Raw genomic sequence first — 14,444 nt, 5'->3', positions numbered from 1 at the left:
GAAATCCCATTCGTTCGTTGCGACGACATCTTCGCCTAACCCTGACAGTTCGACAATGACAGCGCGTTGCAAAAAAAATCAAGGATGATTGACAATTCTCCCATCCTCGCGCATCTTCAAAAAAAAGCGGGCCTGCTGAAAATTGGCACGCATTACTGGAGAGGAAGACGATGCTTAAAATGAGGGGAAAATTGTTTACGGCCTCGGCGATGGGCCTGATCCTGCCGTTGGCGTGTCTTGCCGCGCCCGCCTTGGCCCAGTCCGTTCCGGACGAGCCAGGCAGCGAAGAGGTTGGCGAAGCGCCCAATGCGATCATCGTCACCGCCCAGCGCCGCGCGCAGAGCCTGACCGAGGTGCCCCAAGCCGTTCAGGCAATCGGTGGTGAAGCGTTGAAGGAGTTGGGTGTCGAGCAGATCCAGGACGTCATCGCCCTCGTCCCGAGTGCAACGATTGGTTCGACGATCTCGGTCGGCTCAAACACGTTTCAGATACGCGGTGTCGCCGCTTCCGAAACGGACGGCGACCCGACCGTGGGCTTCTACCTCGACAACTTCGCTTTTTCCATGCCGGGTCGGCCCTATGCCCCGGCAACCGATTTTTACGACCTTAATCGCATCGAGGTTCTGCGTGGCCCGTCGGGCACCTTGTATGGTCTTGGCTCGCTGGGCGGCACAATCAAGCTGCTGACGAACGACCCCGATCTGGATGAAGTCGAGCTATCCACCCGCATATCGGCCAACATCACCGATGGCGGCGAACCCGGCGGCGGCGGTGATGTCATGTTCAACGTGCCGGTTTCGACCGGGAAGGTCGCCCTGCGCGGCGTGGTTTCCTACAAGATGATTGGCGGCTTTGCCGACAATATCGCCACGAACAAGGACGACGCGAACGACGCAAATGCCTTTACCGGCAGGGTCAAGCTGCGCGCCGAGCCGACCGAGCGTCTGATGGTCCAGTTGGCGGCATGGCACAATCGATCCAACCAGGATTATTCAAACCGCATCACGATCGCGGAGCCGCCGCTGCTGAACCAGACCTTCGGCATCGCGGATTCCAAGTTCACCTTGTTCACTGGCGATATCGAATACGACCTGGGTTTCGCGACCCTGATGTCGACAACGGGGCATATCAAGAACACCGTCGTCGTGAACAATGGCGGATTCATTCCCGGGATTGGCGATTTCACGAATTTCTGGCCGTTGGTCACGAAGAACTTCAACGAGGACCTGCGCCTTGCATCCAACCCGGGCGGCCCGCTCAACTGGATCGTCGGCGTCTTTTACCAGAATGGAGAGACCAAGGGCGGGCAGAGCGTGGCGCTCCCCGACTTTACCGTTGCTAACCAGGTCGGCCTTGCCACCTTCAACGACAACACGATCAAGTCGAAAGCCTGGGCTGTCTATGGCGAAGCGACCTATTCGATACTGGACGGCCTTGCCGACCTGACGCTGGGTGGGCGCTACTTCGAAGAGAAACGCACCTTCATTGAAAACAGCTCGATCACGCTCATCGAAGCTGGCATCGAGGTCCCCACCGTGGGAACCGACAGGGCGAAGAACAACACCTTCAATCCGCGGTTCAACGTCTCGATTCACCCCACTGACGACGGCATGATCTATGCAGAGGTCGCAAAAGGGTTCCGTTCGGGCTCGATCACATCGTCGTCCATCATCTCAGGGGCAAACACTGCGCTTGGGACCAATTTCGACAACAGTTCACCGCCGGATACGCTGTGGAACTACGAAGCAGGCCTGAAATGGTCGTTCGGTTTGATGGATGTCTCGCTCTCGGGCTACTATTTCGACTGGAAGGACGCGCAAATCGAATTGTCGCCTACGCTGCAGTCGATCGTCGTGCCGATCGGGGATGTCAAAGGGCGGGGCGTCGATGCCGAACTGTCATGGCGCACGCCGCTCGATGGGCTGACGCTTCAGGCCGCAGGTAACATCAACAAGACCGAACTTCGCGATGTCATCCCGCAGGTCGCGGCGGCCCTGCCGTGGTTGGCGAGTGGCAGCCAGCTCCCGGGCACGGCCAAGAAGACCTTCTCCGCCACGGCCAGCTACACCGCGGACGTCGGCAATGGCTGGGATCTCAAGGTGAATGGCCGATATTCATACCGTTCGAAGCAGCAGAGCGTTTTCAACGGCGCCTATGCCCCGTGGAACGGATTCGGCTCGGCCCGGATCGGTTTTGGCAAAGACGACTTCGATATCGCCATCTTCTCGAACAATATCGGCAACTCCGGGCGTCCGATCTCCAAGCCGGGTGGCCAGAATCAGGTCCCCTATCCGCGCACCATCGGCATCACGATGGAAAAGTCGTTTTGATCGGAAGGGCGAGCACGTGGCAAAAATAGAAAACGAATTCGTCGAAGCGCGCGGCACGAACGGTAAATTTCAGGCTCGCCCCTTCCTGCCGCGCAAGCCGATCCCCGACATCGGGCAAGCGAAGATCGACGGCGAGAGGTTCCATTCGCGCGAGTTCATGCAGCGCGAATGGGACATGATCTGGACCCGGACGTGGAACATCGGCTGCCACGTGACCGAACTGGAAGAACCCGGCGATTTCCGGGTTCACAGCTTCGGTCGCGAGTCGCTCCTGTTCGTGCGGGGCGAAGACGACGTGATCCGCGGTTTCTACAACATCTGCCAGCATCGCGGCAACGTCCTGTGCCAGGTGCGCGAAGGAGCCACCGAGCGATTCAAATGCCCGTTCCACGGTTGGGAATGGAATCTCGACGGCAGCTTGCGGCAGGTCATGCACCCGCAACTGTTCCCCCAGTTCAAGAACGGCGTTCCCAAGGACGATCTCGGAATGGTCCCGCTCAAGACCGACACCTGGGGTGGCTGGGTCTGGTTCAATATGGACGAGAACGCAGCCCCCTTGCGCGATTTCCTTGGCGAGGCGGGGCGGCATCTCGAAACCTACCAGCTCGAAAACTACAACCTCATCGACTACAAGAGCTTCGAGTGGAAAGGAAACTGGAAGCACGCCCACGACGCTTTCAACGAAAGCTACCACTTCGAAGCGCTGCACCCCGAGTTTCTCGACTTTGCCGAGGGGTTCGATGTGCCGATCGAATTGCTTGGCATTCACAGCCGGATGCTCAATTTCAACCATACGGTCAGCGAAGTTCTGTCTGATCGTGACAGCATGACGCCGATCAGGATGAAAATGCTGGGCGTTCCCGAAGGCTATGAAGGTTCGGCCAAGGACGTCCACCTGGCGATCGTCGAATACAAACGATCCATTCAGGATGAGAGTTACATCCCCTACAAGCAGATGAACGACGAGCAGCTGGCGCATCAGTACCACTATACGTTCTTCCCGGGTACGACGTTCACTTCGACGCCGGAAATGTCGATAGTTTTTCGGTATCGCCCGCACGAAAGCGATCCCAATTACTGCTACTACGATTTCCTGATCACCCGGCACGACCCACCCGGAACCTTGCCGCCCGAGTTTGAATATCGGCTCTATCGCCACGACGAATTGCCGAATTACGCCGAGGCCTTTGACGCGACTTTCGATCCCGTCCTTGCCAATGTTCTGCAGCAGGACGGCACCAATATGCCGACGATGCAACAAGGCACCGCGTCGCGCGGATTCAAGGGCATGATCCTTGGCGAGCAGGAGGTGCGGTTGCGCCATTTTCACCAGACGATCGATCGCTACCTGCGGGGCGATTTCCCCATGCGTGGCGATCGGTGACCGGCATGGGCGACGTAAAACGCATCCATGTGGTGACCGGCGGCAAGTACCACGATTTTGACCTGGCGCGCTTGCGCGTGCTCGAACTGATGGCCGAGGACGAGCGTATCCGCGCATCGTGTTCGATGGACTATGACGGGCTTCCCGATCTGGACGGCTATGCCGGCCTCGTCCTCTACACTTGCGACCTGATGCCGACTGACGCGCAAGCAGAAGCCATGGACGACTTCGTGCGCGGCGGTGGGCGCATCCTGGCGCTCCATGCGGTGAACGCGCACCTCGAGTTCACCGACGGGCCCGAGATCGTAACCAGTGACGTGCGCATTCCCGGCCTCGTCATGTCGACGGCTGAAGATGTTTCTCCGCTTTTCATGAACCTGCTCGGTAGCCGGTTCGTCACGCATCTGGCCGCGCAGGAAATCCGCATCCATGTCGAGGACGCAGACCATCCCGTCACGCGCGGATTGCAGGACTTCACCATCGTCGACGAGCCTTATGTCGCAACGCCGCTGGGGGAACTGCGGACGCTTCTTTCCGCGTGCTACAAGGGGCCGACCCCCGGATATGTCACCGGGGAAATTACCGACGATCCGCCCCGGCCACAGCTTTACGTGAAGGACCACGGCAAGGGCGGCGTGCTTTACTCTCCGCTCGGCCATGCCTGCGGGAAATACGACATGCGCCCGCTGATGGCAGAGGCACCGGTCGTGCGCGGTCCATGGGACGATTCAAACTACCTGGAGATCGTGAAACGCGGCATCGGCTGGCTGGCGGATGCGTCCAAGTGAGGCTCCATGATTGCGCTGGGGCGCCCATGCCCGCCGGGTTCGCATGTTCTTGGTTGGAAGCGCATCGCATCCGACGAGCAATGGTTCGATATCGTCAGCGGTGATGACCTCTTGCCGAAATATCAGAGCATCAATCCTGCAGGGTTCGGCCCTGCGCTGGATGCCGGCGCAGATTCCGCTCTCAGGGTCGAAGCGGTAGGGCAGCGCCCGTCGGCAATGGTATAGAAAGATGAGCGGAGAAGCAGGATGATTGCCATGCAAATCAGGCAATTGGGATACGTGACCGACGACATTGAGGCTGCGGCCATGGACTGGTTCCGTACCACCGGCGCAGGCCCGTTCTTTGTCATCAAGGGCATGGGTTTTCGAAACTGGAGCTATCGCGGACAGCCGCAGGACATGACGCTCGACATTGCATTCGGACAAGTGGGCGATCTCATGGTCGAACTCATCCGGCCCAATGGCCCTTGGCCGAATGTCTATGGCGACGCACTGCCAAGCGGTTGCCGCGCGCATCACCACGGCTATCTTGTATCTGATGTCGATGCCGCAGCCGCCCGCCTCGAAGGCGACCCGATCACGCAGGCCGATCTCTCCGATACCACCGAGCTGCGCTATTTCGATTGTCGCGACAGGCTCGGCCTGTTCGTGGAACTCATAACCGACAGCGAAGAAAGTCGCGGTTTCTTCGATCTTTCCTTGGCCGCCGCACGCGGATGGGACGGCAGGACAGCGCCTGTGCGTCCGTTCGAAAGTGCCGTGGCATGAGCGACGACGTTGTCGCGCGACATTGCGACCGCGTGGTGATCGTGACCGGCGCGGCATCGGGCATCGGGGCCGCAAGCGTGGCGGCCTTGGTCAAAGCCGGTGCAAAAGTTGTCGCGATCGATCTCAACGAGGTCTCTCAGCCAGCGACGCATGTCATCCGCATGAGCGTAAGCGACGAAGCGGCGTGGATTTCGGCGATTGCGGAAACTACCGAACGGTTCGGGCGGATCGACGGACTGGTCAATTGTGCCGGTATTATCCGTATGGGGCCTATCACCGAAATGGATCTCGGCGATTTCCGGCTGTCGATGCAGGTCAACGTCGAAGGACCGTTCCTTGGCATGAAGCACACGCTGCCCGTGATGTACCGGCAAGGTAGCGGAAGTGTCGTGAACATATCTTCCACTGCTGGGATCGCGGGTGCGGCCGGTGCGTCGGCCTATTGCGCGAGCAAGGCCGCCGTTCGCCTGATGTCGAAGGCAGCCGCGCTCGAAGCGATCGGGGGCGGAACGCGAGTCCGCGTCAATTCGGTCCACCCCGCCATGACCGAAACGCCGATGGTGAAGGAAATTGTCGCGCAGCTCGGCGGGGACGAGGAAATCGAGAAGCAGATGCGTGCCCTGCAACCTTCGGGTCAGTTCATTCCGGTTTCGGCTGTGGTCGATGCGATCCTGTTCCTTCTGTCCGATGCGGCCGCTTATGTGAACGGCACCGAATTCGTCGTGGACAACGGGTTCACGGCACAATGAAGGACGGTACCGGCAGGTTGTCGGGTTGCACGGCGCTCGTCACCGGAGGGCTCGGCGGCATCGGTCAGGCGGTCGCGAAACTCTTCGCCCGCGAAGGCGCGCAAGTCTGGGTGGCCGATCTTGTCGGAGAAGACAGCGAGCGATCGGCGGCAGTGCGGGGCATTTCGCCGGCCATACGCTACGTGAAGCTCGACGTGACCATGCCGGACGACTGGAAAACCGCGGCCCGGCATTTCCCGAACGGCCTCGACATCCTCGTGAACAATGCCGGCATCGCACCCACGGGCGCGATCGGGGTCATGGAGCATCATGACTGGCACAGGGTCATGACGGTCAACGCGACCAGCGCGTTTCATGCGCTGACTCACCTCGGCCCCGCCCTTGGCCAGGCCGGACGAGCAAACGGCCGGTGGGCCAGTGTCGTCAACGTCTCCTCCATCCTGGCCAATGTCGGGATTGCCCAGGCGGGCGCGTATGCCGCCAGCAAGGGCGCATTGCGCAGCTTCACCAAGACTGCGGCGATCGAATTCGCGCAGTCCGGACAGCCGATCCGCGTCAACTCCATCCACCCCGGCTTTGCACGGACGGAAATGACGCAGGCCGGCAACGCGGCAATGAGCGATGACGGCAATCTGCTGGATGCTCTCGCCGCCGAAACACCGATGGGCAGGATCGCGGAGCCCGAAGAGATCGCAAATGCCATTCTGTTTCTGGCATCCCACGAAAGCAGCTTCATGACCGGCACGGAACTGACCGTCGACGGCGGCTGGAGCGCACGATAGCAATGACAGGGACCATCCGATGATTTTCTACGACTTCGATCTTTTCGCGCCCAGCCCATGGGTCGTCTGGATGTTCGCGCAGGAAAAGGGCATCAAGTTCGAACGCAAGGTGATCGACCTGCTCGCCCGCGAAAACCGCCGGGCACCTTTCATTACCGATGTGAACCCGCTGGGCGAGCTTCCGGCCATCGTGCTGGACGACGGCACGGCGCTCACCGAAATAACCGCGATCTGCGAATATCTCGAAGATATACAACCTGACCCGCCCTTGATCGGCTCGACGCCGTTGGAGCGTGTGGAAACCAGGATGTGGGTGCGTCGCATCGATCAGAAAATCGCCGAGCCGCTCGGGGAGGGTTTCTCCACGGAAGAAGGGCGCGAGTTTTTCGAATCCGACAAGGCCAACGGCCTGCAAGTCACCAAGACCGTCCTGCCTGCCGAAGCCGCGCCGGTGCTGAAAGCGAAGGCGCGCGAAAAGATTGTCTGGATCAGTGACTTTCTAAAGGGTCGACAGTGGGTTTGCGGCGACCGCTTCTCGCTCGCGGACATATTCCTTTATTGCTACCTTCAGTTCGGGGAACACCATGGTCAGCCCATCCCGGAAGAAGCCGGTTGGGCCCGCGACTTCTTCGATCGCATGAAATCCCGTCCGACCGCCTGGCAAGGCGAGGCAGGCTCACTCGACTAAGAGCCTGCAAACCGATCGAATTCCAACTAGAAAGTGTATGCAAATGAAAGCGGTCTTCTACAGCGAGAACGGCGGCCCCGAGGTAATGGCTTACGGTGATCATCCCGACCCGCAAGTGAGCGATAACACCGTGCTCATCAGGAACGAGGCGATTTCGATCGAAGGCGGCGACCTGCTCAACCGCCTGCTCTCGCCTCCGGCTGAAGTGCCGTTCGTGCCAGGATACCAGGCGGCGGGAATCGTCGAGGACGTCGGTAAGGACGTAACCAGATTCCGGCCAGGACAACGCGTCGTGGCGTTTAACTGGAACGGCAGTCACGCCGAACTTTTCGCCTCGCCCGAGCACTACACGTACGGCATTCCGGACGCGCTCGATACGTTGGTCGCAGCAGCTGCACCGATCGCTTTTGGAACAGCGCACGACGCATTGATCACATATGGCCATGTCCAGCCGGGAGAGACCGTTCTGATCCAGGGCGCGGCCGGAGGCGTCGGAATAGCCGCAATCCAGATCGCGAAGGAAGCCGGAGCAATCGTGATCGGAACTTCGTCCAGCGCGGCGCGGCTCGATGAATTGCGGAGCTACGGTCTCGATCACGGGATCAACTATCGCGACGAGGACATTGCGGCCCGTTGCCTTGATCTCACCGGCGGCAAGGGTGTCGACCTTGCACTGGATCTCGCGGGCGGCAAGGGCAAGGACCTGCTGGTCAAGGCGCTGCGGCCCCATGGCCGATACGCTGCCGTCGGGGCCTCAACCGGCGAAATTCCCTCGTTCAGCTTCTTCGAGCTGATTGGGGAAAGACTGGTGGTCTATGGGGTGTCCTTGGGCCAGGAAATGCACACCGACCGCGTCCGGAATCTTGTCGACACGGTTCTCGCCAAACTCGTGGAGGGTGTCTATCGCATGCCTATCGATCGGGTCTTCGGATTGTCAGAGGCGGTCGAAGCTCATCGGTTTGTCGCAAACGGTCACCCGTTCGGGCGGGTCATGTTGAGCGTCGGCGCCCGCTGATTTCGTCGTCCGGTTGGAAGAGGGTTTTCCGGTCATGTGCCCTTCGATGCCAAGGCACTGTCAAAGCAAACGCTCCTAATTGAAAAGTGAGCCGGCGAGGATAATACGCGTGGGCTTGTCAGGTTATCGGTTGACGAACAAGCGAGTGCCCGATCCTGAAAATTCATGCTGCAGCAGCGGACGCAGCATTCCATTCCGCCATGGCGGCGGATCGGAAATGGCGCATGATATTGCGGGAGATCAGGTGACGCTTGATGGCGAAGATGTTGTAGATTGCTGAGTGGGTGGAAACGAACCGCTGGGCCTGACCCTGCGACTTGAACCGCTGCATCTTTCGCTCTCTTCGTCGGACGGGAAGGTGCGAATTCTCCACTCGATTATTATCCCGCAATCGGCCCGGTCGATGTATGTCGACGCAGCCGAGGACCTCCAGTGCTGCCGGATATGATTTGAGTCCATCGGTGACGATGGCTTCCGGCACGGCCCCTTGGTTCTTCAGAAGTTTCCTGAGCAATTTCAGTGCTGCCTCTTTGTTCCGGCGCTTCTGGACGAGGACGTCCAGCACTTCGCCTTCCTTGTCGACGGCCCGCCACATGTACATCCGCTGGCCGTTGATCCGGACGACCATCTCGTCGAGGTGCCAGACGGAATCAGCGCGCCCTCGCTTGCGGCGGATATTGGCAGCGATGGCAGGGCCGAACTTGTTGGCCCAGCACCGTACCGTCTCGTAGCAAAGGTCGATCCCCCTTTCGGCGAGCAGATCTTCGACGTGGCGCAGGCTCAGGGTGAAACGATAATAGAGCCAAACCCCGAGCCGGATGACGTCCGGAGGAAAGCGGTGTCGTTTGAACGAAATAGGATTCATGTCGCTCTCACTACGCGGCTCGGTGCCGCAGGTGGAGACGGTTTAGCGTTTGACTGACAGCTTCCACTACAGCGCGGATTTTGAAGCAGAGGTCGCACTGGAGGCCACCCGCGGCGAAACTGACGCTGGCCGGAAATGGTCGCCTAGAAAGGCGTCCAACATACGATGATCACTTCTTTGAAGTGGGAGGATCATGGACGGAATAGCGAGCACGTTCTCCGGGCCTCCCATTCGGCAAAGGGTGTCAGCGAGAACCAGATGGAGCGTCCGAGCCAAGGCGTCGCCGGAGAATTCCGGTGGAGGCCTATCGGCGGACCGGCAATCAAATGAAGGGGGTCATGCCCCCATGCTCTGTTGATTGCCCCCTTTCATCTATAGCTCTCGTCGTCGAATCGGAAAAATGCGAGCTCACCGGTGTTATGGCGCAGACGCTGCAACGGCTTTGGCGGGACGAAGATATCCCGCTTCCGGCCGATACATGGCCCATCACTTGAACAACTTCACAACGCCGTTTGTGGCTGGTGCCCACGATCACCGTCGGTCAGCAGCACGTTCTGGACGCTGGGCCCGGGGCAGCGGGCGAGGTCGACGTCATCCATGCTGGTTTCCTTTCAGGGCCAAGTCGGTTCGAGCGCGTAGGCTCTGAGATATTGATCCACCACGCGCTGGAAGTGGCGGATCCGGGCCTCCTGATAGTTGCCCAGCGTCTCGGTCCCCTTGCTGCTAGCCTTGAACCCCTGTTGCTGCGCGCGCAGGTTGTCGGTGTCCTGATCGTAGACGTGTCCCATCGACGCATCCATGCCGGGCGCGCTGGCATAGCTTTCGTGTTCGGCCACGAGGAAGGGGTCGGGCGGCTCCGGATGCCGATCGCCTGCGGCCACCGGGCGAAGAAACAGCAATTCGAACAGGGTGCGTTCCGGATCGTTGCCGATGGGGCGGAAGCGGTAGACCATCGGTAGGGACAAGCCCGGGAAAAGGACCATGTTGGGAAAGATGTGATACTCGATCGTGTCGATCATCTCGCTGTCCGAGAAGCGCGAAAGGTCGACGCGGTATTTCTTGCCCAGCGTTTTGCGCAGGAAGCGCGCCATGACCGTGCGAGCCGTTTCGCCTTCGCCAACTTGCAGGTCCTGCAGGACGGATCGATCGCCCACCAGCATGGTGTTGACCAGTTCCTGCTCGGACAGAGGATTGGCAAGGTGCGGAGAGTTGACGCCGCCGGCGGCGTAGAAGCGCGTCACGTGCGCGCTGTGGCAATCGTACTGGACGTTCGCGTCGCCGGTACCCTGCAGGAGCTGCGGGTGCGTTTCCAGCACGTGGTAGGATTCGAGAAACGCCTCCTGCGCCGTTTTCCAGTTGCAGGGCAGTTCCTTGGCAATGTGCAGTTCGACGAAGCGGTCCTCCATGTCCCAGCCGGCGAAATGCTCCGGGACGGGCGCCAGATAGTCGAGGAGGTCAGGCCCCCCTTGGGAAGGGTTGATGAATATGAACCCTCCCCACTGCCCGACCCGGATTTCTGGGAGCTGAAACCGGCCGGGCTCGACGTGCGAGAAGTCCCAGGCGCAGGGGACAGACTTGAGGCTGCCGTCATTGTCCCAGGTCCACCCGTGATACGGGCACCGGATCTCGGCGCCGCTTCCCATCCCTTCGCCGCGCTTGAACTTGGTTGCCCGGTGCAGACAGCTGTTGGCGAACGCCTTTACGCTCATGTCCTTCTGGCGCACGACCAGGAAGGAAAGATGGGCGACTTTGTAAGTGTAGAAGTCGCCGGGTTCGGGAATGTGCTCCTCGCGGCAGACCCATTGCCAAGTGCGCTTCCAGATTTTCTCAACTTCGCGCGCGAACACGTCCGGGTCGTAGTAGCGATCGAGCGAGATGTCCTCGCTACCGAGGTATTCGTGTTCCTCGAACGACAGCACCGGCGGCGGAGGCATCAGGTCCTTCTGGACGATCTCCTGCACGTTGAGGCCGGGACAACGGGCCCTTCCGGGCGGCGTATCGGCCCTCGGCAGACCGTGGTCGACAACCGCGCTGGTCATGTCACCTTTTCTCCAAGTTCTTGGCCAACAACGGGCCGATATCGCTGTTGCGCCATATCGACAGGCCTGGCTCGTCCCCGCCGGCTACCTGCTTAATGGCGCCGCCCCCGACAAAGAGGGCGGCGCCGGACATCACCATTCGGCCGAGAACTTCACGCCATACATGCGGGGCGGCGCATAGTTGGTCAGGCCGAGTGTCCCCGGAGCATCGAAAACCGAGGCGATGTAACGTTCATCGAACAGGTTCGTGGCCCACACGCCGAGCGTATAGGCATCATCGAACTTGATCGAGGCGTTGGCATTGACGAGGTGCGTCGGCTGCATGCGGGCCCGGGGCGTGTCGAGAATCGAGGTCAACTGTTTCTCCGAGCTGTAGGCATAGTTCGCACCCAGGCGCGCCTCGACGTTCGGCCTCAGAGCAAATTCGTAGGTAAAGCCCGCATTCGTCGACCATTTCGGAGCGTTTTGGAGGCGTTCGCCGGACAAGTCGACAACTTCGCCGCTGGGCAACAGGAAATCGAAATTCTCGTATTGCGCATCGAGATAAGCAAACGCACCGTTGAGAATGAGACCTTCCGTTGCAAGCAGGGAAAGTTCGGCTTCCACGCCCTTGATCGAGGAACTGGCCGCATTGATGATAGTATTCCCCTGGATCAGGTCTTCTCCCGATCCGATAAAATAGATCTGGGCCAACTGCATGTCGCGATAGTCGGTGTAGAAGGCCGCGACGTTGACTCGGGCGATTCCGCCGAAGAAGTCGCCCTTGACGCCGATCTCGAAGGTATCGACTTCTTCCGGATCGTAGGGGCCAAGATCCTGCGGAATGCCGATGCGTCCCGTGAACCCGCCAGATTTGAAGCCTCGGGCCCAGTAGGTGTAGAGCATGACGTCATCGGCGACCTCGTAATCGAGGCCCAACTTCCACCCGATATTGTTCCAACTTTCAACGCCCAGCGGCGGGGCCGCCGTGCCGAGCGCGATGTTCGGAGTGCCATCGGGCGCGGTGCCGTCGAACGTAGTGACCCCGGTCGTCGACAGACTCGTCGCGGTCGATGCCAGCATCTTCGTCTTTTCATAGGTGTAGCGGATGCCGGCCTGCGCGCGAAGGCGCTCGGTCAGGTCGAAGTAGCTTTGAGCGAAGAAACTAAGTGAGTGGTTGTCCTGGTCCTGGATGTTCTTCTGGAACAGCCCGGGCAGGCCCTTGGTGATTTCGCCGGTTTCGAGATCGTAGCTGACCCCGCCGGCGAAGTCGATGCGGAGGTCCTGATAATGTTCGTAATGCGTCTTCATATAGAAGCCGCCCACGGTGAAATCTATACCGCCCAGATCAAAGTCGGTCCGCAGTTCCTGACTGAACTGCCAGCCTTCGGTGCCGCGCCGCGTGTCGATCAGGAACACGGGCGAACCGTCCTGGTCGGTAAATTCGAACAGGTCGAACTCGCGATATGCGGTGATCGAGGTAAGGTCGCCCAGCGCGGTATTGGTCAACTTCATGTCCAGCCCGGCGCGGTAGTTGTTCATGTCGCTCTGGTCGGGCGTGTCATTGAGGATGCCGCCATCCTGCGCCGAGAAGTAGGTGTCGGGCGCCGAGCACCGGCTGCCCGCGGGCAGGCAGGGCGAGCCATACATGTCGAGGAACCCTTCGGGCACGAACTCGACATCGCTCGGCACGTTGCCGGCGACCACGATGGGAGAGCCGTTGCGCGAGCGGTCGTACTGGCCCATCAGCGTAGCATCGAAGTTCCCGTTCTGGAAACGCAACATACCCCGATAGAGCGTGACGCTGCGATGCCCCATGTCGGACCCGTCGATAACGTTGTAAACATGACCGTCCCGTTCGTTATGATTGACAGCGAAGCGCGCGGACAGGGATTCGCCGAGCGGTGCGTTGATCACGCCGCCTACCTGAATCTGGTCGTAGTTCCCGTAGCCCAGGTCGAACCGGCCGCCCCACTCGTCTGTAGGTCGGTTGTTGAGGATGTTGATGACGCCACCGGTGGTGTTGGCACCGAACAGCGTGCCTTGCGGACCGCGCAAGACTTCGATCCGTTCGACGTCGTACAAGTCGAGCAGCGCGCCGGTCGAGAAGAACTGGGGCTGGCCATCGACGACGATGCCCACGGTGTTGCCGGCATAGGGATCGGGCTCGATCACGCCGATGCCGCGGATCGTGAATACGGCGGTGTTAGGCGTGTTCGAGAAGGTGCCTATCTCGACGTTGGGAATCGCGCCTTCAAGCCCCTGAATGGTGGAGGCGTTTAGGTCGGCGATCGTCTCGCTGCCAATCGCAGCGATCGAGATCGGGACGTCCTGGATGTTTTCGGTGCGCTTCTGAGCGGTAACGATGATCTCGTTGAAAGAGCGTTGCTCTGGCGCAAGGGAGGTATCAACTGCTTGCGGATCGCTCCCGGGATCCTGAGCGTCCTCCGCCAGCGCGTGGGGCGTTGCCATCGCCCAGATCGAAAGTCCGCAAAGCAAACGGATAGCGTGCCTAGTCATGTCGTTATTTTCCTCCCCTTGACGCCGCTGCGAATTGTCTCAACTGCCAATCTGCAAAAAGCGGAAACGTTGCCTGTTTTGAGCCAGGTTGTGGAGCTTGCAAACTATAACACATCACAGGTGTGGCAGAGCTGTGCCAAGGGTGCCGCCGAGTAAATAGGTTGTAGGGGTAGTGTCATCTTTGGATGGCCCCTGCGCTGCAAGGGGTAAATTGAGTTGCTGATGTGATCTGTCGGGTGCGGTCGTTTAATCGTGGCCCGGTCAAGGATGATTTGAGGCACCTTAATTCGATCTACGATGGCGTCATCGTAGTTGGCGTTGTGAACGAGGTTGTCGTTAGCGCCTTCTGTTTCGATAGCGCCGGCGATGCCGTTTGTCGGGACATGGTCGTTTACTCGGTCGAGACATGCCCGCCGCAGGATAGGTCTTCGTGGGCCAGATCTTCCAATGTATTGTACGCACTTTGCTGAGATAAATAGCAAGTGCAGCTTCAATAGCGGAATGATCCTGTCCGCGTCCCGACAGGGACGGTTTGGC

General features: G+C 59.8%; 11 protein-coding genes. 8 read left to right on the top strand and 3 right to left on the bottom strand.

Annotation, left to right across the window (positions count from 1 at the left end; translation table 11 throughout):
• The first annotated feature begins 179 nt into the window (after window positions 1-179).
• From EKN06_RS15295 to EKN06_RS15260, 8 genes are all read left to right on the top strand, one after another.
• The gene (locus tag EKN06_RS15295) at window positions 180-2,330 is read left to right on the top strand and encodes a TonB-dependent receptor (RefSeq protein ID WP_164844111.1); all 2,151 of its coding nucleotides are present in this window, start codon (window positions 180-182) and stop codon (window positions 2,328-2,330) included.
• A 16-nt stretch (window positions 2,331-2,346) separates the two neighbouring features.
• Complete coding sequence (locus EKN06_RS15290) at window positions 2,347-3,714, top strand: aromatic ring-hydroxylating oxygenase subunit alpha (protein ID WP_164844110.1); 1,368 nt, start codon at window positions 2,347-2,349, stop codon at window positions 3,712-3,714.
• A gap of 5 nt (window positions 3,715-3,719) precedes the next feature.
• Window positions 3,720-4,502, top strand: coding sequence for a ThuA domain-containing protein (locus EKN06_RS15285; protein ID WP_127613774.1), 783 nt, complete (start codon window positions 3,720-3,722; stop codon window positions 4,500-4,502).
• A 279-nt stretch (window positions 4,503-4,781) separates the two neighbouring features.
• A complete protein-coding gene (locus EKN06_RS15280; protein WP_205693930.1) occupies window positions 4,782-5,270 on the top strand; it encodes a VOC family protein in 489 nt (162 codons plus the stop codon).
• Window positions 5,267-6,019: an SDR family NAD(P)-dependent oxidoreductase gene (locus EKN06_RS15275; RefSeq protein ID WP_164844109.1), complete on the top strand. Its 753-nt coding sequence runs from the start codon at window positions 5,267-5,269 to the stop codon at window positions 6,017-6,019. The genes EKN06_RS15280 and EKN06_RS15275 overlap by 4 nt, the downstream gene beginning before the upstream one ends.
• The gene (locus tag EKN06_RS15270) at window positions 6,016-6,801 is read left to right on the top strand and encodes an SDR family NAD(P)-dependent oxidoreductase (protein ID WP_127613771.1); all 786 of its coding nucleotides are present in this window, start codon (window positions 6,016-6,018) and stop codon (window positions 6,799-6,801) included. Before EKN06_RS15275 ends, EKN06_RS15270 begins: the two co-directional genes overlap by 4 nt.
• Before the next feature lie 19 nt (window positions 6,802-6,820).
• A complete protein-coding gene (locus tag EKN06_RS15265; RefSeq protein WP_127613770.1) occupies window positions 6,821-7,489 on the top strand; it encodes a glutathione S-transferase family protein in 669 nt (222 codons plus the stop codon).
• A 43-nt stretch (window positions 7,490-7,532) separates the two neighbouring features.
• Window positions 7,533-8,504: a quinone oxidoreductase family protein gene (locus EKN06_RS15260; RefSeq protein ID WP_127613769.1), complete on the top strand. Its 972-nt coding sequence runs from the start codon at window positions 7,533-7,535 to the stop codon at window positions 8,502-8,504.
• A gap of 163 nt (window positions 8,505-8,667) precedes the next feature.
• Here the strand turns inward: EKN06_RS15260 and EKN06_RS15255 are convergent, their stop codons facing one another.
• From EKN06_RS15255 to EKN06_RS15245, 3 genes are all read right to left on the bottom strand, one after another.
• Window positions 8,668-9,369, bottom strand: coding sequence for an IS6 family transposase (locus EKN06_RS15255; RefSeq protein WP_127613768.1), 702 nt, complete (start codon window positions 9,367-9,369; stop codon window positions 8,668-8,670).
• A gap of 611 nt (window positions 9,370-9,980) precedes the next feature.
• Window positions 9,981-11,408, bottom strand: a complete 1,428-nt coding sequence (locus tag EKN06_RS15250; protein WP_127613767.1) for an aromatic ring-hydroxylating oxygenase subunit alpha — start codon at window positions 11,406-11,408, stop codon at window positions 9,981-9,983.
• Between the two features lie 132 nt (window positions 11,409-11,540).
• On the bottom strand, window positions 11,541-13,907 hold the full coding sequence (locus EKN06_RS15245; RefSeq protein WP_127613766.1) for a TonB-dependent receptor: 2,367 nt from the start codon (window positions 13,905-13,907) through the stop codon (window positions 11,541-11,543).
• Window positions 13,908-14,444 lie beyond the last annotated feature (537 nt).

Origin of the sequence: Croceicoccus ponticola, from assembly GCF_004004515.1 — a bacterium.
Lineage (GTDB): Bacteria > Pseudomonadota > Alphaproteobacteria > Sphingomonadales > Sphingomonadaceae > Croceicoccus > Croceicoccus ponticola.
This window is presented reverse-complemented; position numbering and strand designations above follow the sequence as displayed.